Origin of the sequence: Cytobacillus gottheilii (assembly GCF_018582665.1) — a bacterium.
Classification (GTDB): Bacteria; Bacillota; Bacilli; order Bacillales; family Cytobacillaceae; genus Cytobacillus; species Cytobacillus gottheilii.
On sequence record NZ_CP071709.1, the window covers coordinates 3,843,125 to 3,862,392 of the forward strand.

Below are 19,268 nucleotides of genomic sequence, written 5' to 3' on the forward strand. Positions count from 1 at the left end.
CCCAAATTTTTAAAGGGAATTAAAATAAAGACTATCGAACAGAAGCTCGATAGTCTTTATTTTTCTATTGCATTGGAGGCGGTGATCCTGGAAGTGTTCCATGTACATATACTGGTGCAGGAGCAAGATTCGGGATTTGACCCATAGCCTCTGGATTTTCAATATATTCAAATTGACCCTTTCCATCCATACTTGCACCAGATGCCCAGCGGCCAGCAGCGCTCTCTGTTCCTTTTGAGTAATTCATGAATGAGTAAGAAACTTCTTGCTTTTCATTTTCTCTGTTGAATGTTGCAGGTACTACCAAACCTTCTTTTTGTTCAATTTCCGCAATAGCAGCAAGCCACTGATTTTGATGCATCGTATCTCTGGCAATCATGAAAGAGAGCATATCTCTAACACCAGGATCATCAGTCATTTCGTAAAGGCGCACTGCCTGTAATCTACCTTGTGATTCTGCATTTAAATTGGCACGAAAGTCTGCTAGCAAATTTCCGCTGGCTATTGTATAACGTGAATTCCAAGGGTATCCAGTACTATCATCAGGCTTGGCTCCAAGCCCGCCGACAATCACATGCTGCGGATTCATACCGCCCATGGCTGCATGGATGATGGGATCTTTGGCTGCTGCCTCCTGTTCCTTAACCGGTGCACCATCAAGTAGCTGAGCAATCATCGTAGCCAGCATTTCAACATGAGCTATCTCTTCTGTTCCAATATCCAACAGCATATCACGATACTTTTTCTCTGCTCTACAATTCCATCCCTGGAACAAATACTGAACCATTACACTCATTTCACCATACTGGCCTCCGAGTATTTCCTGAAGCTTCTTTGCATAAACAGGATCTGGACGTTCTGGCTTTGCATTATACTGAAGTTCTTTAATATGATAGAACATTGGCTGCACCCTCTTTTTTAAGTATATAAAATACATATGTATTGTGTGCAGCGGGGTTGAATTTATGCAATTATTGGGTATCGCTTCTTTATTCTTTTGGTATTTTTAAATTCCCTGTGTTTTGAATATCTATCTCTATATCAAAGTTCACTTTCAGTTCTGGGAAATAAACACTGCGCCATTCCTTTAATTGATCACGAGGAATTTCGCGTCTAAAGTATTGGCCAATTCCGAGAATGTCTGACTCACTTTCTTTCATCTCCTCAAAAAGGCTTTGATATCTTTCAGTCAGCAGCTGTTCTAGTTCCTTTTTAATCTCGTTTTCAGAAGGATCATTGATCGTTTCCAATATGGTCACTTTTAGTTTTAGAAATAGCGAAAAAACCGGTTTATCATCTTCCAGTTTGCCTTTGAACTTCATTTTCTCTCCTAGGATCATGACACTTGCATCATCCAGCACTTCTATTTTACCCAGTGTACTTTCTCCATTAAAGGCATTATATAATAGAGTTTTGTGGGCTGAAATATCCCCCTTCATTACGCCATTTTTAATAATCGCAGATCCTGTATGCTCGACCAATGTTGTTTTTCCAAGCTTCAACAAAGGCACAGCAACGTCATTTGTGTAAGAATAGATGCTTCGATATACTTCCCATATTCTTGTTAATGCTATTTGCGGATCCCAGCCCGCACTTTTTTCAAAGAAATCTAATAAAATGGTTCCTTCTGCTTTTGGTTCACTGGTCATGGCACCAAAAAATGTGGACAAATCCTGATCAATAACAGCAAATAAAGCTTTGGAGGATATATCCCTTGATCGGATAAAACCAGAAATTAGATCCTTCACTCCTTTTTCAGCTAGCTCTCGGTCCACAACAACGACTTTGACATGCAAAAGATCCACACTTCTTTCCATATTTGCACTTATGCGATCAACAATCTCATTTACAGTTTTACCAGTACCAGACACAACGATGGTTTCAATCTGTCCCCCAGCCGGCTGCGGAATTTGCAGATACACTTCATAGTTTTCGTCCTTCTGTGACACACCGAGTACAACAGGCATCACACGATGATTAATGTCTTTATTATCCCAGCAGCCGCTTAGGATGAACATTGAAGTAAGCAATAGGATAAGAAGCAAACATCTTTTCACCCATTCACACCCTCTTTACGTTTCTTCCAAAAACCTAAACCAAATATGGAAAGCGGAACAAGTAAAATGACGTAAAAACGTAAAGGCGTATTAATCTGAAACAATCTCTCTGTGTCACTCCAATTAGGGATAAGCAGACAGATGCAATAGATGAAGAATGCCAGGCCAATCGCTGCCCATTTCTCTGATAAAATAGGAATATAATATTTTGTAATTTGTACTGTTTTCCATAAAACAAGCGCAATAAATAACATAATAAATGTGATTAGGCATAAAAGAAAAAACATGGTGATTCGATCAAACATGAGCCAAGATATATTAATGCCATCGACAGCAGCAACATAGGGAAATATAAAGGTCTCAGCTGTAGCCTGACCAAATGTTAACACTGGCACATAAACAGATAATAAAAAGGCAGGTACTATTGCTGCCAGGCCAATGAGGATCCTTGAGTTCCGAAAAGATAGCACAGGCTGGATAAATCCTAAAAATAGGAACCCTCCCCCAATAGCAAAGTAACTATTAAAATAGGATTGTTTTTTGATAAAAGAGAAGTCACTGCTCCACATAGGAAAAGCATAGCGCCAATCTACATTCTGAAAAGAAATACATATAACAAATAGAACTAATGGGAGAAAAAGAAAAGACAAGAGAAAGCCTGTCTTAAAAATGGCTGAAAGCTCCTGCATGGACAAATAACAGGAAATAGACAGAATAAGGAGCATTATAGCCCAAAGCGGAGTCTTTGTAAGAAAAATGATATTAATGATCTCTGAATAAGCTCTGACCGTAATGATATTGATCATTAATAAGTATAAGCCTGTAGGTATTAATAAAAGAATGGTCCATAGCTTCCCAAAAGAAGAATATATTTCAATAATATTTTTATTTTGAAAGTAACTTAATCCTTTTAAGTAAATTAAGACGATTACAAAATGCAAGATAACGCCTATGCCAATTGGGATCCATTGAGCTTCACTTGAACTCTCTATGATATTTGCAGGGTATAGAAAGAATATTAGTCCTAAGTGTGTCAGTATGTACATCACTACAATCTGCCAGCTTTTATCCACTGCTTTTTTCTCCTTTATTTAAATTAAAATGCAAATAGGGAATGCCGAATGTTTCAATACTGGACAAATAGGTACATATAATAAACAAGCCTACCAAAAGACCAAGAATCCCATAAAGGGATGCCAGGAAAACGATAAGATACTTAAAGATCCTTATAGAAATGGAATTTTGAAATCCTACTATGGTCGAGTTGGCAATTGTAGCTGCAGCTAAAATAATGATGAGCAGGTTACTGACCAGCTTTGCTTCTACAACCGCCTGTCCTAAAATAATGCCCCCTACCATTGTGATTGTAGGACCAATACTGTTTGGCAGCCGGATACTTGCCTCTAAGATTAATTCTAGGATCAGAAGCATAATAAGAATCTCAATAATCGCTGGATAGGGAACACCCTCCCTGCTTTGTGCAACTGACAATGCAATCTCTATTCTTAGTACTTCGGGGTTTACTGCCACTAATGCTACATATAATCCAGGAATAATTAACGCAAGAAGAATACCCATTATTCGGAGCATCCGTACAGAAAGCATAAGCGGGTATGGGTAATTATGGTCGTTATACAAAAAAATCATATCTCTTAATACACCAGGCAGGATAAGAGCTAATGATAGTCTATCAATAAATAGAACCACTCTTCCCTTTCTGATTGCTCGCAGCGCTTCATCTGGGGTTTCAGTTGTATTGATTTGCGTAACGAAACTCCACTTTTTTAATCCAAGCATCTTATAGGCATCCTGTATACAATCAAGTTCTGCTTGATGCATAAATTTTGTAATTTGACCTTGGATTTTGGACAGCAGTTCAGAATGAACCGTTTCCTGATTATAGAGAAGAGCTATTTCCTTCTTATACTGTTTGCCAATTTCATAGGTTTTAACCTTTAAATGCTGTGATTTCATATTCTTCCGGACCAGTCCAATATTGAGTTTAATATCCTCATTGAAAGAAATGGGCGAACCTAACACAACATTTTCATTTGAAGAGCTTTCAATCGAACGATTTAAAGAAACAGGAGCTGGTACAAGACTAATAGCAAGATCCTTATTCGTTCTGGCAAGCAGCAGTTTGCCTTCTAATAGAGAGGCTTCAGCTGTTTCAATATCCGCCAGCTCCTCTCCGTGCTGCTCAATCTCTTCGATTGCCTTATATTCTTTCAGTTCTCCAAGTGTTTTATCTAATTCAACCAAGCTGTCTAAGCCTATTACAAAAACGGACTCTCCGCAGATTATTTGTTTTTTACAGAAGAAATCGTCATTTCCCTGAAAAACAACTTTTATCTTTCCAATAAAAGAATTCATATGTGATATCCTTTCATCTTATAATTGGGAGTAGTTTTGCCAATAAGAAAAAAATTATGTTGATGAGTAAAGAAAAGTGGTAAACATTAGCGATCCTTTTTATTGAATATATACCCCGCGTGGTATACGATTCAATTTAATTAAAGAATTTTACAAAGAAAGGTGAAAGAGTATGAGCGGATATACTGAACTGACCTCCATAGAAATGGTTAGAGATTTCATAAATAATCATCAGAAATCATTTATCTATATATCCAGACAAAATTGCAGTGTTTGTCATGTTGTATGGCCAAAGGTTCAGGAGTTACTTGATGAATATCCACAAATTCATGTGGGAAAGGTGGACGCAGATCAGGTCAAACAAGTAGCTGGAGAGTTTTTAGTGTTTACCGTACCTGCCATGCTGCTTCTCGTGAATGGAAAAGAGTTGATTAGAGAAAATCGATTTGTGCGTATGGAAGATTTAAAGAATCAATTGGATCAAATTACGCAATAGATGAGAGCGAAGAATTGGTGAGATTCAATTAAAAAACGTGCAAAAGCATCACGCTATGAATAGCGGAAGCTTTTGCACGTTTTGGCGATTAATCCATTTTTTCAAATTCCTGTATCATCAATTCGTAATTCATAGCCCCTAAAGTTTTATATTGAATAACGCCATTCGAATCTATCATATATGTAGTCGGAAGGGGTTGGATATTATACAAATCAGCCATTTCAGCTTCTTCATCTAATAAAATCGGAAATGTTAATTCGTATGTATCAGCAAAATTCCCAACCTGCTCATCATTCATTTCAGTGTCGGTCATGTTTACAGCTAATATCGCTACATCACGATCTTGATGAAACTTTTCCATATCCGGCATCTCTGCCCGGCATGGCGGACACCAGGTTGCCCAGAAATTCACCATAACACGCTGTCCCCGAAAATCAGATAGTTTTACACGTTCCTCTTTATTTAACAATGCAAGTTCGAAATCAGGTGCTACATCCCCAACTTCTAGACCAACCTCATTCTCACTTTCATTAAGCTGCTTGGCTGTGTTGTTCGTATTTGTGAAATCGTAAATAGCCCAAACCAGCATAGCTAAAATAACTCCAACAACTATTGTATTTTTCATAACCTGCCCTCCTACTCCTATTTAACATCCTCATAAAAAAATCGGAGAAAATAAAATGCAATAACACGATTAACTGCTTTATTGACGATTCAGGACTAGATTTCTAATAATCATAACTGCTAAACCGAGTACCAAAAATACCAGGACAAACCAACTGACTACGATAAATCCGAAAATCGTGATAAATGGCTGGAAGTAAGATAATATAAGCATTCCTGCTGACCAGCCAATAAGGAGCGCACAAACAAGATTTACAGATTTCAACCGCTCACGAAGATAAAAATATAAAACAAGAACTAAACCAGCTATGATCATGTTTCCAAGACTCAAAGAGTTATTCTTCCACACCAGTTGAATAAACTCATATAAAAAAGTTGCTGATAAGAAAATATGCAGAAAAGCAGTACTAAAACCAACAAAAGGAAGCTGTTTATATTTAGATTTATAAACAATCAGTACAATACTGAACAGAACTGCCAAATAAAACGCTGAAGAATTACTTGGATAAGCTAACACTGCTAATGGGTCATCAATAAAAATTCGCCAATGGATCAGCACCTTTCCTATAATCATAAAGATTACAAAATTCAATAGTGCTGTTATAACTTCATCAAGTTCTTTTTTCTTTTGTTCCTTCGACTGCTCACTTAAAAAATAAAAAGCTATGACGCCAGCCAAAAAGCTAAATGTAACGATTCCAAAAAATAATAATTTACTGGTTATCGCCATATAGGATTTCCTCCGATCACCCTTATACAAAAACAATACACTGTAAGTATGAAGAATCCGTGAAAACTCATAAAAAATTCAAGGCATAGGGAGTCCCTTTTATGAGCATAAAACAAAGACAGTAAAGTGCTATGACTTCACTGTCCTCATGTGTAATGTTACCTCATTACATCCAAGCACTCATAACGCCAGTAACATTGCTTATTTTCTCAAAGTCTTGTTTTTAATAATTAAATGATGACATTTAACCATTCAGTAAGGGTACCTTTTCTAATGAATACCCGCATGCGTATATTATTATGAAAAGAAAAAGTCCAATACTTTTTCTTATGGTATTGAACTTTATCTGCTTTTCACCAATAAATTGACTGCTTCTTTCACTAAATCCTCTGTGCTTTCCCCCTTTTCCAGGTTCTCCCGAATACATTGTTCTAAGTTCATGCTGACAATAAGGCCAATCGTTCTGTCAATTCCACTGCGGGAAGCTGATAATTGGGTGATGACGTCACGGCAATCCTTGTTTTGTTCGATCATCTGCAAAACGCCCTTAAGCTGACCTTCAATACGTTTTAAACGGTTTACAACGGATTTATCATATTCCATCCTACTTCCCCCCTTTTTCACCTATTGTACCCTAAAAGACATAATAGGAGATACTTTTATAGGTGTTACTTTTAACATCCCTTACTTAAAATTATATTGCGTAACGATCTTTTCTCTTCTGCTCACGAGATCGTTAAAATACTCATAAATATTAATGCCTAAATAAGACCCAGAAATATTATATATATTTTCATAGCCTAAGTTATTTAATGCCATGACCATATTGTAACTGCGCTGACCTGAACGGCAATGAATATACACTGGCTGATCTGTTGGAATCTCATCCAGTCTGTCTCTAAATTCGCTAAGCGGAATGTTAACTGCATTTTTTAAATGCCCTGCCTGATATTCTCCCTTTTCACGGGCATCAATAATAAAGGCATTACTTTCTACTAAATCACGAACCTGCGAAACCTTAACTTCCTTATATAGGCCATGAAGCTGATTCTCTGCTACTAAGGCAGCATGATTTACGACATCCCTTGCCGTCCCGAGCATCGGTGAATAGGTTAATTCAAGGTCTTTTAAATCCTCTATTGTTCCATTCAGCTTGATAATTGCTGCGATGACATCAATTCGCTTGTCGACATTTCCTTTCCCAATGGCCTGTGCACCTAGAATCCTGCCAGTCGGATATTCATATACCAGTTTAAAATGCATTGGATTGCTATTTGGCATCAACCCAACTTTATCTCCAGGCATAACATAAACAGAGTCGTGAGGAATACCCGCATCTTTGGCGGTTCTTGCATTCAATCCAGTTGCAGCAGCATTCAGGTCAAAAAGGTGAATTGAAGACGAACCAATCACCCCTTGATTTCTATTTGGAATCCCATACATATGGTCCGCAGCCGCTCTGGCCTGCTTTAATGCTGGACCTGCGAGGGCCAATCTGGTTGGTTTGTTTAATAAACGATGATGTACCTCAATAGCATCACCAACAGCATAAATATTTTGGTCACTTGTTTGATAGTTATGGTTGACCTTAATCGCACCTGTTTCGCCAATTTCTAGATCAGCATCCTCTGCTAAAGCCGTTTCTGGTTTAACTCCAATAGCCAAAACAACAACGTCCGCTTCTATTTTTCGGCCTGAATTTGTTTCTACAAAGGAATCAGAGATTTTTGCTAAGCCATCATTTAAAATAAGCTCTACACCATGATCCACCAGCTCTTTATGAAGAATCTGAGCCATATCATAGTCAAAAGGTGTCATAACTTGATCAGCAAATTCAACTAAGGAAACGTCTAGTCCTGCTAATTTTAAGTTTTCAGCGACTTCTACGCCAATGAATCCCCCACCTATTACAGCTGCCTTTTGAACCTTTTCAGTTTTTATAAAGCGATCCATTTTTTCAATATCCGCTACATTTCTTACTGTAAAGACATTCGCATTGTTCACACCTTCAAGATTTGGCCGAATTGGTTTTGCTCCTGGTGAAAGAACTAAGTGATCATAAGTTTCTTCGTATAATTCCCCTGTTGCTAAATTCTTCACTGAAATGGTTTTTTCTTTGCGATTGATTTTCACCACTTCTTGACTTACTCTCGCTTCAATATTGTATCTCTTTTTAAATATTTCAGGATTCATTAACACGAGCTTTTGGCTATCTTCTACAATGCCGCTTAAATGATATGGCAGGGAACAATTTGAAAAGGAAACATGCGGTCCTTTATCAAACATAATAATCTCTGCATGCTCGTCCAGTCTCCTTGCTCTTGCTGCAACAGACGCTCCTCCAGCAACTCCACCCACAATTACGATCTTTTTCCCCATCTTTGTCACTCCTTTGGTTATCTTATGTATAATATTATACCCCTAGGGGTAGGTAGTCAACTAGAGTGATTGATTATTAGATATTTAGAGCATGATTTGATTCGAGTGCAAGGTTCCTTATTAATCTATAATTCTAAAGTGAACTTGCCAATCAAGCTTTTCACTTTTTGCTGTGCTGCGATAACGAAGAAAGCTGCCACTCAAAGTGACAGCTTTCTTCCATTATCTTATGCTCCCATGACATAAAACACATACCGGCTCATGCCTTCTGCCAGCAATAGTACAGCCAGTGCCCCATATGCAAAGTAGAATGGGATTTTTTTATTCATTGCAATGGACAAGTAGCCAATGAAGAATATGCCAACAATTTCAATCATCCATCTAATCGCAACGGTTGTCTGATAACCTTCAAGTGCATCCATCGCATTCACGCCTGCAATTTGGTTCACTTCAGGAGCAGTGATGCCGAATACAGCAACACCGATCAGCTGAATGGCTATTCCGCCTATTGCAATGTAGAATGCATTTTTTACAAAAGCTTGCGCAAGTTCTTCATTTTTTGTCTTTAGGAAAGGTACAAGCAAACTCACAATTAAAATTGGTCCTAATACAAAGGCTGTTCCATAAAAAGATGTATACGTATTAATGGAATTCCAGCCGCTGACCAGTGTGTTGTAATAAATCGCGCCCATACAATAGATGTCAAAGAGTCCAATGACAGCTCCGGCAGCTAACAGCCATACGTTCACCTTTTTCTGAATAAATGCAAGCCCCGCCGCTCCGCAAGCAACGGCAATAAACATTCCTGTTACAAGGATCTCTCTGCTCATCCAAGACGAGCCTAAGTGTCTAATAGTGTTCAGTGCATTTTCTGGAGAACCCAAATGTGTAAAGGAAGCCGCCAGACCAATAAGTGATAATCCGGCAATGACAACCATCGGCAGTTTCATCACTTGAAACTGTTGTTCTGGATCCAGTTTTGATAACTTTTTATAAAAAATCAGGAGCATCACAGTACCGCCAATAGCAGCCTGCATGCAAAGAGTAAAAATCAGTAAGGACCATTCATGCATCTTTTAACCCTCCTTTATTTAGCGTTTCTGTGTGCAGTAATAACAAGATTTGGCTTTGTAATAGATGAACTAGGCAATCCTTTTATATCACTGACATTTCCATATTTAGCCCGCAGTTCTTCGATTGGTCCGTATTCAATGGCGCGCATTGGACAAGATCCTACACAAGCTGGATTTTCACCAGCAGTGATTAAATCAATACAGAAATCACATTTTGTCATCTTACCAAGCACTTCATTGTATTGCGGAGCGCCATAAGGACAGTTCCATACACAATATTTACAGCCGACACACTTATCATGGTCTACTAATACAACGCCGTCTTCTTCTCTTTTATACATTGCACCAGTTGGACATCCTTCCACACACTTTGGATTTTCACAATGGTTGCAAGAAATAGATGTGAAAAAGGTTTGGATATTTTGAATAACAGCATGATCTCTTTCTACATAGTCACCTTCGGAATGCTCATAAACACGGCGAAAGTTGACACCAACCTCATTATCATTTTTATCTTTACACGCTACCACACATGCTTTACAGCCTGTACAATAATCATTATTTATATAAAAGCCTAGCTGAGCCACTTGCTCTCCCACCTTTCATTCTTCTACACTCTTGCTACTTCAACTAAGTTTGTATGCTGAGGATTTCCTTTGGCCAATGGAGATGGACGCTGACTTGTCAGCGTATTGACATTTCCGCGCTGATCAACCCCATTTTTATCCGGACTCCACCATGCCCCTTGCGGAATGGCAATCGTTCCCGGAATAACACGATTAGTCATTTTCACCGGCATATGAACTTCACCGCGGTCATTAAAGATCTTCACACGATCTCCATCTTTTATGTTTCGAGCAGCTGCATCCCGCTCATTCATCCACATCACTTGCGGACCGGCTTCCTCCAGCCACTTATTGTTGTCAAACGTAGAATGACAGCGGCGCTTATAATGCCAGCCAATTAGCTGGAGCGGATATTTTTCTGTTAAAGGATCTTCAGGCCCTTCCCAGGATGAGATATACTTTGGAATCGCTGGAATCTCTTCATGGTCATTCATGTCCCACAATGCTTTAGAGAAAATCTCAATTTTTCCTGATGGTGTTTCAAATTTATTGTTTTTAGGATCTTTAATCTGCTGTTCGAACGCGACCACTGAATTGCCTTCTAATGAGACTTGATAAATTCCCTCTTTTTTAAATTCCTCAAATGTCGGAAAGTTGGGATCTGTTTTTCTTGATTCTTCTATCGACCATTTAATCCAATCCAGCTCTTTTCTTCCTTCAGTAAATTTCTGCTCAACACCGAGCTTTTTAGCCAGCATTGTCATCCACTCATAATCTGATTTCGATTCATACATGTTTTCAATGCATTTTTGTGACAAAATCGCCTGCTGAGAAGGAGCCCAAGTTGTACCGACATCCCATCTTTCCATAAATGTATTGGAAGGAAGTAAAATATCAGCAAATTTTGCGCTTGGTGTCATAAAGATTTCACTGACAACAATTAATTCAAGCAAGCTTTCATCACTTAAAATCTCTGCTGTTTTATTACAATCAGAATGCTGATTGATCAGTGTATTACCGGCTAAATTAAACATGGCTTTCATATTTACAGGCAATGCATCCTGTTCCTCAGCTAATCCTTTCACACCATCTTTAGCACCCATTTCCGTTCCGCGCACAATGGCATCTGTCCACAAGAAGCAAGGAATGGTTAAACCGACTGGATTATCGCCTTTAGGCACAGCTGTTGTTTTAACTAGACTGATATAACCGGCACCAGATGCCCATCCGCCTTTCACACCCACATTTCCTGTGATGGCTGCAAGCACTGTGCCGCCGCGCACAAATTGTTCACCATATGCTTGCCGCTGCGGTCCCCACCCCTGCATAAGCGCTGATGGTTTATTGGTTGCGTATTCTCTGGCAAGTCTGCGGATAGTGGAAGCAGGAACCCTTGTAATTTTTTCAGCCCATTCCGGTGTCTTAGGAACACCATCTTTCTCTCCAAGGATGTAACTTTTTAAAGACTCTCCCTCTGGCACACCATCAGGCATATGGTTTTCATCAAAACCAACACAATATTGATCGACAAAGCTCTTATCATATAAGTTTTCTGTAATGATGACATGTGTCATGGCATCCATCATCGCTGCGTCTGTTGTAGGCGCGATCGGAATCCATTCATCAGCAAGTGCTACAGCCGTATCAGATTGGCGCGGATCAATAACAACAATCTTCACTCCATTTTCTTTCGCCTTTCGCACATAAAAATCTGTTACACCAAATCTCGTTTCAACCGGATTATGGCCCCAAAGGATAATCATTTTAGAATGTGACAGGTTATCCAGAGTGCTTCCTGTTTGGGTTGTTCCGTACGTAAATGGAGTTGCATTTGTCGTTTGTGCAGAACTATAAGAATTGTGAAATCCTAAGTATCCGCCTGTTAGCCCAAATAATCTCTGAATCATGTTTCCTGCACCGATAATACTTCCTGAGTGCCCGCTCGCATAGTTGCTGTAACGGCTGGCAGGTCCATACTTTTCTGTTATTCTCGTTAACTCTTTTGCAATATAATCAATCGCTTCCTCCCAGGAAATACGTTCAAACTTCCCTTCTCCACGCTTGCCTACACGCTTCATTGGATATTTTAAACGGTCAGGATTATACACAAATTGGCGGTATCCTCTTCCGCGAATACAAGCCCGCAGCTGCGGCAGTTCGAAGGTATCGGCTTTTGTATCTGTTGTTAACCTTGTAACCACGCCATTATTGATATGCGCCTTAATCAGGCAGCGGCCTCCGCAGTTAACCGTTGAACAAGTTGTGAGCACAAGTTCATCTGCATTTTTTGCAGCTGATTCCGCTCCAGCTTTTTTCACCATGTTTCCAGTTGTTGCAATTCCTCCTAAAACCACTGGGGCTGATACGGCACCCGACCATTTAATAAATTTTCTTCTTGAAATCTTTTTTTCATTTAGTTCATTGAAGAATCCATTACTCATGTCTGTAACCTCCCGTATAAAAAAATCGTATTAAAACAGTTCATTTATTAATTCACTGTCAAACTGAATAAATGAGTTTAGTATATTAGCAGAGCCTTGAAAAAAGAGAGAACTGGCATTAGTCAAAATATCTTGAGCAAAATCGGGTATCCATTTTTTCAAATGCTCATCCAGCATTTTTTTCTGACCAAGCAGTGCTGCTGTTTGTTCAGCAGGACTATCCGCTTCAAGCGCTTGATCAATTAAAATACTCATAAATTCAAGCTCATAGATTAAATGATCATCTGCTTCATCATGCTGTCCTTCCTGCTTCTTCATTTCTAAGCCAAAATAGCTGTATAAATCTCTCACTTCAAAGGTTGGATAGTCGAACAATGCTCGATCCTTTCCTCTATAAACAGACTCCCATGGTGGACAAGGAAGTGATTCAGGTCCAACAAATAGCCGGAAATAATCCTCTCTTGTTTTTTGAATCGCAGAAGTCTCTTCTTCTTGAAAAAAGGATTTTAGGAAGTCACCGTCTGATATTTCTTCAGGGAAACCATTGGTTTGCACGTTATCCTTAATCAGACTGTAAGATTCCTGACTCATTGGAGCTGAAAACATAACTATTAGCAATTGATACATATATTTTCTGGCGTTCATCCATTCGATTTTATCCTCATCCATCAAACCCGTTTGGATCACTTTCACATCAACTCCTGTCTAAGATTGTGAACTTAATCACTAACTTAAATGAAGTATATTATTTTCTCATACAGAAAAATATGGACCGTGATACGAAAATAAAAATGAATTTTTGTACAGTGTGACAATAGAAAAACGGGGTGAAAAGTGATGAAAATCACCAGATGTCAGGAGATCTTCATGATGTTGGATGAATAAGGAAAAGGAAAGGTGGATTTTAATGTAGAATTAATAAAGGGGGAACCTGGGGAATCATCAGATAGGAGTTGAAAATTATTAGTTGTTACCGCCATAAACCAATTGAGCTGATCATTCTGCAATCATTAGAGGGCAGAATGAATTTACCTGATCTCAAGAAAAAGCATCATTTAGAAAAAGGATATGCCGGGGAAAAACGCTTTGATCACTGGCTTGAAACGGAGCTATCAAGCTCTTTCATTCTACTCAAAGATTTAACGCTGGATGTCCAATCATCCAATGCACTTCAAATCGATACGCTGCTTATCTCTGAAAAGACACTCTACTTATTTGAGGTGAAGAATTATGAAGGTGATTTTTCAATCGATGAAGAAAAATGGCACTCCATCACAGGTACGGAAATCAAATCACCATTACAGCAGCTCAAACGAAGCGAGCTTCTGCTCAACCAATTTTGCCGCGAGCTTGGCTATAAAATACCAATAGAATCTTATTGTGTATTTATAAATCCCGAATTTCATTTATTTGGCTGCACCCCTCAGCAACCACTCATTTTCCCTGCGCAGATTAAGAGATTCCTCCAAAAGATTAATAACCATTCCACTAAACTTAAAGCCCAGCATCATAAACTCGCTGCTGCATTAAACTCTTACAAGCTAGAAAAATCTCCCTACTCACGTTTTCCTGCCTATTCCTATGACACGCTCAAAAAGGGAGTACCTTGTCCTGTATGCCGAACGTTTATGCTTCCTTCTAACTCTAAAATGGTATGTGATCAGTGCGGATTTGTTGAGAAATTGGGCGCTGCAATACTACGGTGCGTTCAAGAGTTTAAAATTCTATTTCCTGAAGAAAAAATCACTGTTGCTGGAATTTCTAATTGGACTGGAGGCCTGACTGTAAAGACAGTACAAAGAGTACTCAAGAGGCATTATCGCTTGACTGGCAGTGGAAGAGGATCCTTTTATGTTTGATGCTTAAATGGTTTGTCTTCTGGTATGCCTTGGATTTTTTCATTTGCTCGTGCATACATATTGTGATTGCACGGGCTTTTTTGCTATATTGTGTTTTTATTATTGAATAGTTGAAGGCTTATTTGTGCGTTATTTTTGGTTTACTAGATTTAGGTTTGGGTGCTTTTGGTGACACCATTTTTTAGATTCTGGATTATAGAGGAGGGTTTCTTCCCTTTTCGCGACAACGTTTTCCAGATTGTGGATTATAGAGGGGTGTTTTTTCTCTTTTCACGACACCATTTTCCAAATTTCGGATTTAAGAGGGATGTTTCTTACCTTTTCACGACACCATTTTCCAGATTTCGGATTTAAGAGGGATGTTTCTTACCTTTTCACGACACTGTTTTCCATATTTTGGATTTAAGAGGGGTGTTTCTTCTCTTTTCGCGACTCCTTTTTCCAGATTCTAGATTATAGAGGGGTGTTTCTCCCTTTTTTACGACACCATTTTCCAGATTGTGGATTATAGAGGGGTGTTTCTTCTCTTTTCGCGACTCCTTTTTCCAGATTCCAGGTTATAGAGGGGTGTTTCTCCCCTTTTCACGACACCGTTTTCCAGATTGTGGATTACAGAGGGGTATTTCTTCTCTTTTCGCGACACCATTTCCATATTCTGGATTATAGAGGGTGTTTCTCCCTTTTTCGCGACTCCATTTTCCAGATTGTGGATTATAGAGGGGTATTTCTTCTCTTTTCGCGACTCCATTTTCCAGATTCTAGATTCTAGAGTGGTGTTTCTCCCCTTTTCACGACACCGTTTTCCAGATTGTGGATTATAGAGGGGTGTTTCTTCTCTTTTCGCGACACCATTTTCCAGATTCCGGATTATAGAGGGGTGTTTCTCCCTTTTTCGCGACTCCATTTTCCAAATTCCAGGTTCTAGAGGGGTGTTTCTCCCCTTTTCACGACACCGTTTTCCAGATTGTGGATTATAGAGGGGTGTTTCTTCTCTTTTCACGACGCTAGTTTCCAGATTTTAGATTATAGAGGGGTATTTCTCCCTTTTCACGACACTATTTTCCAGATTCTAGATTTTAAAGGGGTGTTTCTCTCTTTTCCGCGACACCACTTTCCACATTCTGGATTACTCAGGTTTAATACTCCCCTTTTCACCACACCATTCTCCATATTTATGTTTATCGCACGGTTTCCCCCCTCTTTCACAACTCACCTCTCCCAAAATCCATCTAAAACGCCCTCACCTCCCTCTATTATAAAAAGAAAACGTACGCCTCTCCCCATCCTCCTCATTTTCCGCTTCCAACGAAAAGGCTTTAATCAAAATAAAAGCTCCAATTACTTGTATCCAGCTCCCGATCATTAGGATGTGTTCACCCGCTTCATCCAGTTCCTGCAGTAAGAAAACAGTGCCAATTGCCTCAACGATCGAGCCCAGCGAAACGAGACTATTTCCTGTCATATCCAATTCTCTGGCAGGTGTGTCGGCGGCCAGGTAAGCTCCCACTGCTTCAAATGCTGCGCCAAGTCCTTGCACGGAACTTCCTAGTGCATCAATTCGCCAGCCATCTTCTTCTGACTCATTTAATTCGACATGTATCCCGACTGAGTTTGTGGTATTGCCTGCCGCTTCAATCCAGCAGCCCAAGATATAATAGTAAGTTGATTCAGCACTTGCCGGGTTGGGATCTTTTGACCTTCCGATCGCCTGTAATGAGTTGCCCAATGCCTCGATCCCATTTCCCTTAAGGACCAGTTCTTTTCCCTTTTTTGTCCGTGTGACGGTGGCATGGGTCTGACCTATGGCTGCTGACAATGTGCCCAGTCCAAGAAGCCATGCTCCTGTTATGAGTAATCCTTCGCCTGCATGATCCATGCCTTCCCTCCTAATAAGACGCTGCTACTATGGTATGGTGAAGTATGGATATTTGTACCTCACAAGCCTCGCCTGCAAAGCGGATCCTTCTAATGGCCTTTTGAATAGTTTTCAGCCATTTGATAAAATAGTAAAGCTACAACTAGAAAAGGAGATTTATACATGTCACAGAAAAAGAAATCATCTAATACATTTATTATTGTTTTGACTCTTCTAGTCTTTGCTTCCATTGCGGTGTTTGTTGTGCTCAACAGCAATAACCAGAAAGAAAATGAACCCGGTACTGAATTTTCAAAGCAGCCTTCACTGGAAACACAGCCTAGATTAGGAGAAAAAGACGCATCGGTCAAAGTCGTTGAGTTTGGCGACTTTAAGTGCCCAGCATGTAAAGCATGGGGAGAAAGCATTTACCCGCAGCTTGTGGATGATTATGTAGAGAGTGGACAAGTTGAGTTTGGTTATATCAATGTCTTATTTCATGGTGAGGAATCCACATTAGGCTCTGCTGCTGCAGAAGCCGTGCTAAAGCTTGAGCCTGAATCCTATTGGGACTTCCATAAGAAGTTATTTGCAGAGCAGCCTGAAAATGATCATGATACTGTATGGCTGACGGTGGATAAAATACAAGAAGTGGCGGCTGAAACAACTGGCATTACTGCTGAGGATCTAGAAGCAGCAATGCAGACGGAAGCGGTTGTGGAAGAAGTAAATAAAGATACCTCCCTTGTTGAAGAGTACGAAATACAATTAACACCAACCATTATGGTTAATGAAGTGATGATAGAAGATCCTTTTGATTATGAAAAAATAAAAAGTGTGATTGATGAAGCATTAGAGGATCAGGAATAATGGAGGCACAAAAGAAGAGTCAGCTCTTTTTATATCTTGCATGGGTCATCTCCATGATTGCTGCACTTGGCAGCCTTTATTTTAGTGAAATCCGAGGCTTTGTCCCTTGTGAACTCTGCTGGTATCAGCGAATTTTCATGTATCCGCTTGTTTTCGTTTTAGGAATTGGCGCTTTTTATCAGGATCATACAGTGAAAAGAATTGCTTTGCCAATGGCTGTGATTGGCTGGTGCATTTCCATCTATCATTACTTGCTGCAAATGGTTCCTGGTTTTGCCGAAATCAAACCTTGTGCAAATGGCGTTCCCTGCAATGCCAAGTATATCGATTGGTTTGGGTTTGTAACCATTCCTTTCCTGGCCTTAACGGCATTTACACTAATTATTGTTTTACTGTTTCTGATGCGCATCAAAAGATAAAGCAAAAGGGTGCTCCTGACTTCGGATCACCCTTTTTTATTGTCAGAGCCCCTTAATGCGGTTCCGACATATACACTCTATTTTTTCCTGTTCTTTTCACCTTATATAATGCTTCATCAGCTAGACGGATGACCGAAGTGATGTTGTTGATTTCAGGGTGATACACCGCTCCGCCTACACTGCAGCCAACATGAACAATATGTTCATCAATGATAAAGGCATCACCAAGCATAGACACGATCCGGTTTCCGATATCGATTCCTCTTTGAACTGGATCTTCTGGCGATTTCAAAACAAGGACAAATTCATCTCCACCAAGTCTTGCAACGAATTCGCCATTCTCGATATTCTGCTTTAGCCGTCTTCCCGTTTCAATCAGGAGCTGATCACCCGCATCATGCCCTAACGTATCGTTTACTTTCTTAAAACCATCTAAATCCAAATATAAAACCGTTAATGGGATATTTTCATGCGTAACCCGATCCAGATAACGCTCAAGAGCATTGCGGTTCGCAAGTCCTGTCAAATGATCCCTTGAAGCTACATTTTCCATCTCTACTAAATCAGTTTCTGTTTTCGTTAACTGTTTTATGAGTTTTCGCAATGAAATGGACAGTGATTCAATCTCCTCTATTCCTCTGTAGATTGGGATATCAATTTTTTCCCCACCGCGCAGCCGGTCCGCAATGCTCGATATTTCCTTCAAGGGTGCAGCCATTCTTCTGGCCACTAAAGAAGCTAAAAGGGAAGAAAGAACAGCTAAAATGATTCCGCAGACAATAAAATAGCTCAACATCTCTTTCGTTGGAGCATATGCCTCGTCCACCGTCTGCCTGACAATGACAGTCCAACCCAGACCTTCATAGTCTCTATAGCCATCCGTTAAAGCAAAGCCTGTTAAATATTCCTTTCCATCTTCCCATTTCTCTACAGCCCAAGCAGCCTGATCTGATTCGCCTTGCTTTAACTCATTAAAATCCAGCGTATGCCCCTGCATTTCTTCCGGTCCTAGGAGAACATCATGATTCTTGCCCACAATAAGAATTTCAAGATTTTCTCTGCCTTTTAATGTATTCAGCATGGCCATTTCAACCTCTTTAGCCCATTCCCAGCTTAAGTGTGCCGCCAATACTCCAGTAAAAACACCACCATCGGTTGTAATAGGCATACTAATATCCACAAATTTCATCGGTTCCCCTGTAGGATTCGGCAATAAATCAGCCAGCAGCACCGCTTCATGTACATCTCCAATAAACGGGCTCTCCAAGGCTTCCTGATAGACTGGTCTCTCTGAAATATCTATTCCTTTTAAAATATCATCTGTAGCTGAAATAACTTCGCCTGCTTCATTGGTTAATCCAATCCAGCTGAAAGCAGGAAAGCTTTCTCTTACCTGATTCAGCAATTGATCGATTTCATTAAAATTTTCCTGCTCTTTAATGGTCTGCATTTCACTGATAATCTCAACTTCGCCATTTCTTGACCACATATACCGATCAAGCTTGTCCCCCATTAAATAGGCCATA

19 protein-coding genes are annotated in these 19,268 nt (G+C 39.7%); 4 read left to right on the plus strand and 15 right to left on the minus strand.

Annotated elements, in window-relative coordinates:
* Positions 1-64 precede the first annotated feature (64 nt).
* From J1899_RS19185 to J1899_RS19200, 4 genes are all read right to left on the minus strand, one after another.
* On the minus strand, positions 65-901 hold the full coding sequence (locus J1899_RS19185) for a manganese catalase (RefSeq protein WP_080844130.1): 837 nt from the start codon (positions 899-901) through the stop codon (positions 65-67).
* A gap of 88 nt (positions 902-989) precedes the next feature.
* Positions 990-2,057 carry a Ger(x)C family spore germination protein gene (locus J1899_RS19190; RefSeq protein ID WP_246586527.1) on the minus strand — a complete coding sequence of 356 codons (1,068 nt, stop codon included), beginning with the start codon at positions 2,055-2,057 and terminating at the stop codon, positions 990-992.
* On the minus strand, positions 2,054-3,130 hold the full coding sequence (locus tag J1899_RS19195) for a GerAB/ArcD/ProY family transporter (protein ID WP_246586528.1): 1,077 nt from the start codon (positions 3,128-3,130) through the stop codon (positions 2,054-2,056). Before J1899_RS19195 ends, J1899_RS19190 begins: the two co-directional genes overlap by 4 nt.
* Positions 3,123-4,430 (minus strand): spore germination protein, encoded by a 1,308-nt coding sequence (locus tag J1899_RS19200; protein WP_214475994.1) that lies wholly within the window; start codon positions 4,428-4,430, stop codon positions 3,123-3,125. The genes J1899_RS19195 and J1899_RS19200 overlap by 8 nt, the downstream gene beginning before the upstream one ends.
* 172 nt (positions 4,431-4,602) lie before the next feature.
* Here J1899_RS19200 and J1899_RS19205 point away from each other — a divergent pair, with 172 nt between their 5' ends.
* On the plus strand, positions 4,603-4,926 hold the full coding sequence (locus tag J1899_RS19205; RefSeq protein ID WP_214475996.1) for a thioredoxin family protein: 324 nt from the start codon (positions 4,603-4,605) through the stop codon (positions 4,924-4,926).
* An 88-nt stretch (positions 4,927-5,014) separates the two neighbouring features.
* Here the strand turns inward: J1899_RS19205 and J1899_RS19210 are convergent, their stop codons facing one another.
* The 8 genes from J1899_RS19210 to J1899_RS19245 all read right to left on the minus strand — a co-directional run bounded on the left by J1899_RS19210 (position 5,015) and on the right by J1899_RS19245 (position 13,426).
* A complete protein-coding gene (locus J1899_RS19210) occupies positions 5,015-5,551 on the minus strand; it encodes a peroxiredoxin family protein (RefSeq protein ID WP_214475998.1) in 537 nt (178 codons plus the stop codon).
* Positions 5,552-5,629: 78 nt separating this feature from the next.
* On the minus strand, positions 5,630-6,280 hold the full coding sequence (locus tag J1899_RS19215) for a hypothetical protein (protein WP_214476001.1): 651 nt from the start codon (positions 6,278-6,280) through the stop codon (positions 5,630-5,632).
* Positions 6,281-6,622: 342 nt separating this feature from the next.
* Positions 6,623-6,883: a metal-sensitive transcriptional regulator gene (locus J1899_RS19220; RefSeq protein ID WP_066442699.1), complete on the minus strand. Its 261-nt coding sequence runs from the start codon at positions 6,881-6,883 to the stop codon at positions 6,623-6,625.
* Positions 6,884-6,964: 81 nt separating this feature from the next.
* Positions 6,965-8,659, minus strand: coding sequence for an FAD-dependent oxidoreductase (locus J1899_RS19225; protein ID WP_214476003.1), 1,695 nt, complete (start codon positions 8,657-8,659; stop codon positions 6,965-6,967).
* A 227-nt stretch (positions 8,660-8,886) separates the two neighbouring features.
* A complete protein-coding gene (locus J1899_RS19230; RefSeq protein WP_214476004.1) occupies positions 8,887-9,732 on the minus strand; it encodes a dimethyl sulfoxide reductase anchor subunit family protein in 846 nt (281 codons plus the stop codon).
* A gap of 14 nt (positions 9,733-9,746) precedes the next feature.
* A complete protein-coding gene (locus J1899_RS19235; protein ID WP_214476006.1) occupies positions 9,747-10,319 on the minus strand; it encodes a DMSO/selenate family reductase complex B subunit in 573 nt (190 codons plus the stop codon).
* A 23-nt stretch (positions 10,320-10,342) separates the two neighbouring features.
* The gene (locus J1899_RS19240) at positions 10,343-12,739 is read right to left on the minus strand and encodes a DMSO/selenate family reductase complex A subunit (protein WP_214476009.1); all 2,397 of its coding nucleotides are present in this window, start codon (positions 12,737-12,739) and stop codon (positions 10,343-10,345) included.
* 30 nt (positions 12,740-12,769) lie between these two features.
* Complete coding sequence (locus J1899_RS19245) at positions 12,770-13,426, minus strand: TorD/DmsD family molecular chaperone (RefSeq protein ID WP_214476011.1); 657 nt, start codon at positions 13,424-13,426, stop codon at positions 12,770-12,772.
* Between the two features lie 335 nt (positions 13,427-13,761).
* Between J1899_RS19245 and J1899_RS19250 the strand changes: the two genes are divergently transcribed.
* The gene (locus J1899_RS19250) at positions 13,762-14,598 is read left to right on the plus strand and encodes a nuclease-related domain-containing protein (protein ID WP_214476013.1); all 837 of its coding nucleotides are present in this window, start codon (positions 13,762-13,764) and stop codon (positions 14,596-14,598) included.
* Between the two features lie 505 nt (positions 14,599-15,103).
* On the opposite strand, the gene J1899_RS19255 is transcribed toward J1899_RS19250, so the two are convergent.
* Together J1899_RS19255 and J1899_RS19260 are read right to left on the minus strand one after the other, a co-directional pair.
* Entirely contained in the window at positions 15,104-15,598 is a 495-nt protein-coding gene (locus tag J1899_RS19255) for a hypothetical protein (RefSeq protein ID WP_214476015.1), read from the minus strand.
* Between the two features lie 240 nt (positions 15,599-15,838).
* Positions 15,839-16,474 (minus strand): DUF6944 family repetitive protein, encoded by a 636-nt coding sequence (locus tag J1899_RS19260; protein ID WP_214476017.1) that lies wholly within the window; start codon positions 16,472-16,474, stop codon positions 15,839-15,841.
* A 162-nt stretch (positions 16,475-16,636) separates the two neighbouring features.
* Between J1899_RS19260 and J1899_RS19265 the strand changes: the two genes are divergently transcribed.
* Both J1899_RS19265 and J1899_RS19270 read left to right on the plus strand, forming a co-directional pair.
* Complete coding sequence (locus J1899_RS19265) at positions 16,637-17,323, plus strand: DsbA family protein (RefSeq protein WP_214476019.1); 687 nt, start codon at positions 16,637-16,639, stop codon at positions 17,321-17,323.
* Positions 17,323-17,742, plus strand: a complete 420-nt coding sequence (locus J1899_RS19270; protein WP_214476020.1) for a disulfide oxidoreductase — start codon at positions 17,323-17,325, stop codon at positions 17,740-17,742. The genes J1899_RS19265 and J1899_RS19270 overlap by 1 nt, the downstream gene beginning before the upstream one ends.
* A gap of 52 nt (positions 17,743-17,794) precedes the next feature.
* Here J1899_RS19270 and J1899_RS19275 read toward each other — a convergent pair whose 3' ends face one another.
* The gene (locus tag J1899_RS19275; RefSeq protein ID WP_214476022.1) at positions 17,795-19,267 is read right to left on the minus strand and encodes a sensor domain-containing diguanylate cyclase; all 1,473 of its coding nucleotides are present in this window, start codon (positions 19,265-19,267) and stop codon (positions 17,795-17,797) included.
* Between the last annotated feature and the right edge of the window lies 1 nt (position 19,268).

Coding starts and splice junctions, on each gene's coding strand:
- J1899_RS19200 (WP_214475994.1), bottom strand. CDS start 4,430: ATGAATTCTTTTATTGGAAAGATAAAAGTTGTTTTTCAGGGAAATGAC.
- J1899_RS19230 (WP_214476004.1), bottom strand. CDS start 9,732: ATGCATGAATGGTCCTTACTGATTTTTACTCTTTGCATGCAGGCTGCT.
- J1899_RS19220 (WP_066442699.1), bottom strand. CDS start 6,883: ATGGAATATGATAAATCCGTTGTAAACCGTTTAAAACGTATTGAAGGT.
- J1899_RS19260 (WP_214476017.1), bottom strand. CDS start 16,474: ATGGATCATGCAGGCGAAGGATTACTCATAACAGGAGCATGGCTTCTT.
- J1899_RS19250 (WP_214476013.1), top strand. CDS start 13,762: ATGAATTTACCTGATCTCAAGAAAAAGCATCATTTAGAAAAAGGATAT.
- J1899_RS19275 (WP_214476022.1), bottom strand. CDS start 19,267: ATGGCCTATTTAATGGGGGACAAGCTTGATCGGTATATGTGGTCAAGA.
- J1899_RS19225 (WP_214476003.1), bottom strand. CDS start 8,659: ATGGGGAAAAAGATCGTAATTGTGGGTGGAGTTGCTGGAGGAGCGTCT.
- J1899_RS19215 (WP_214476001.1), bottom strand. CDS start 6,280: ATGGCGATAACCAGTAAATTATTATTTTTTGGAATCGTTACATTTAGC.
- J1899_RS19270 (WP_214476020.1), top strand. CDS start 17,323: ATGGAGGCACAAAAGAAGAGTCAGCTCTTTTTATATCTTGCATGGGTC.
- J1899_RS19205 (WP_214475996.1), top strand. CDS start 4,603: ATGAGCGGATATACTGAACTGACCTCCATAGAAATGGTTAGAGATTTC.
- J1899_RS19210 (WP_214475998.1), bottom strand. CDS start 5,551: ATGAAAAATACAATAGTTGTTGGAGTTATTTTAGCTATGCTGGTTTGG.
- J1899_RS19240 (WP_214476009.1), bottom strand. CDS start 12,739: ATGAGTAATGGATTCTTCAATGAACTAAATGAAAAAAAGATTTCAAGA.
- J1899_RS19265 (WP_214476019.1), top strand. CDS start 16,637: ATGTCACAGAAAAAGAAATCATCTAATACATTTATTATTGTTTTGACT.
- J1899_RS19185 (WP_080844130.1), bottom strand. CDS start 901: ATGTTCTATCATATTAAAGAACTTCAGTATAATGCAAAGCCAGAACGT.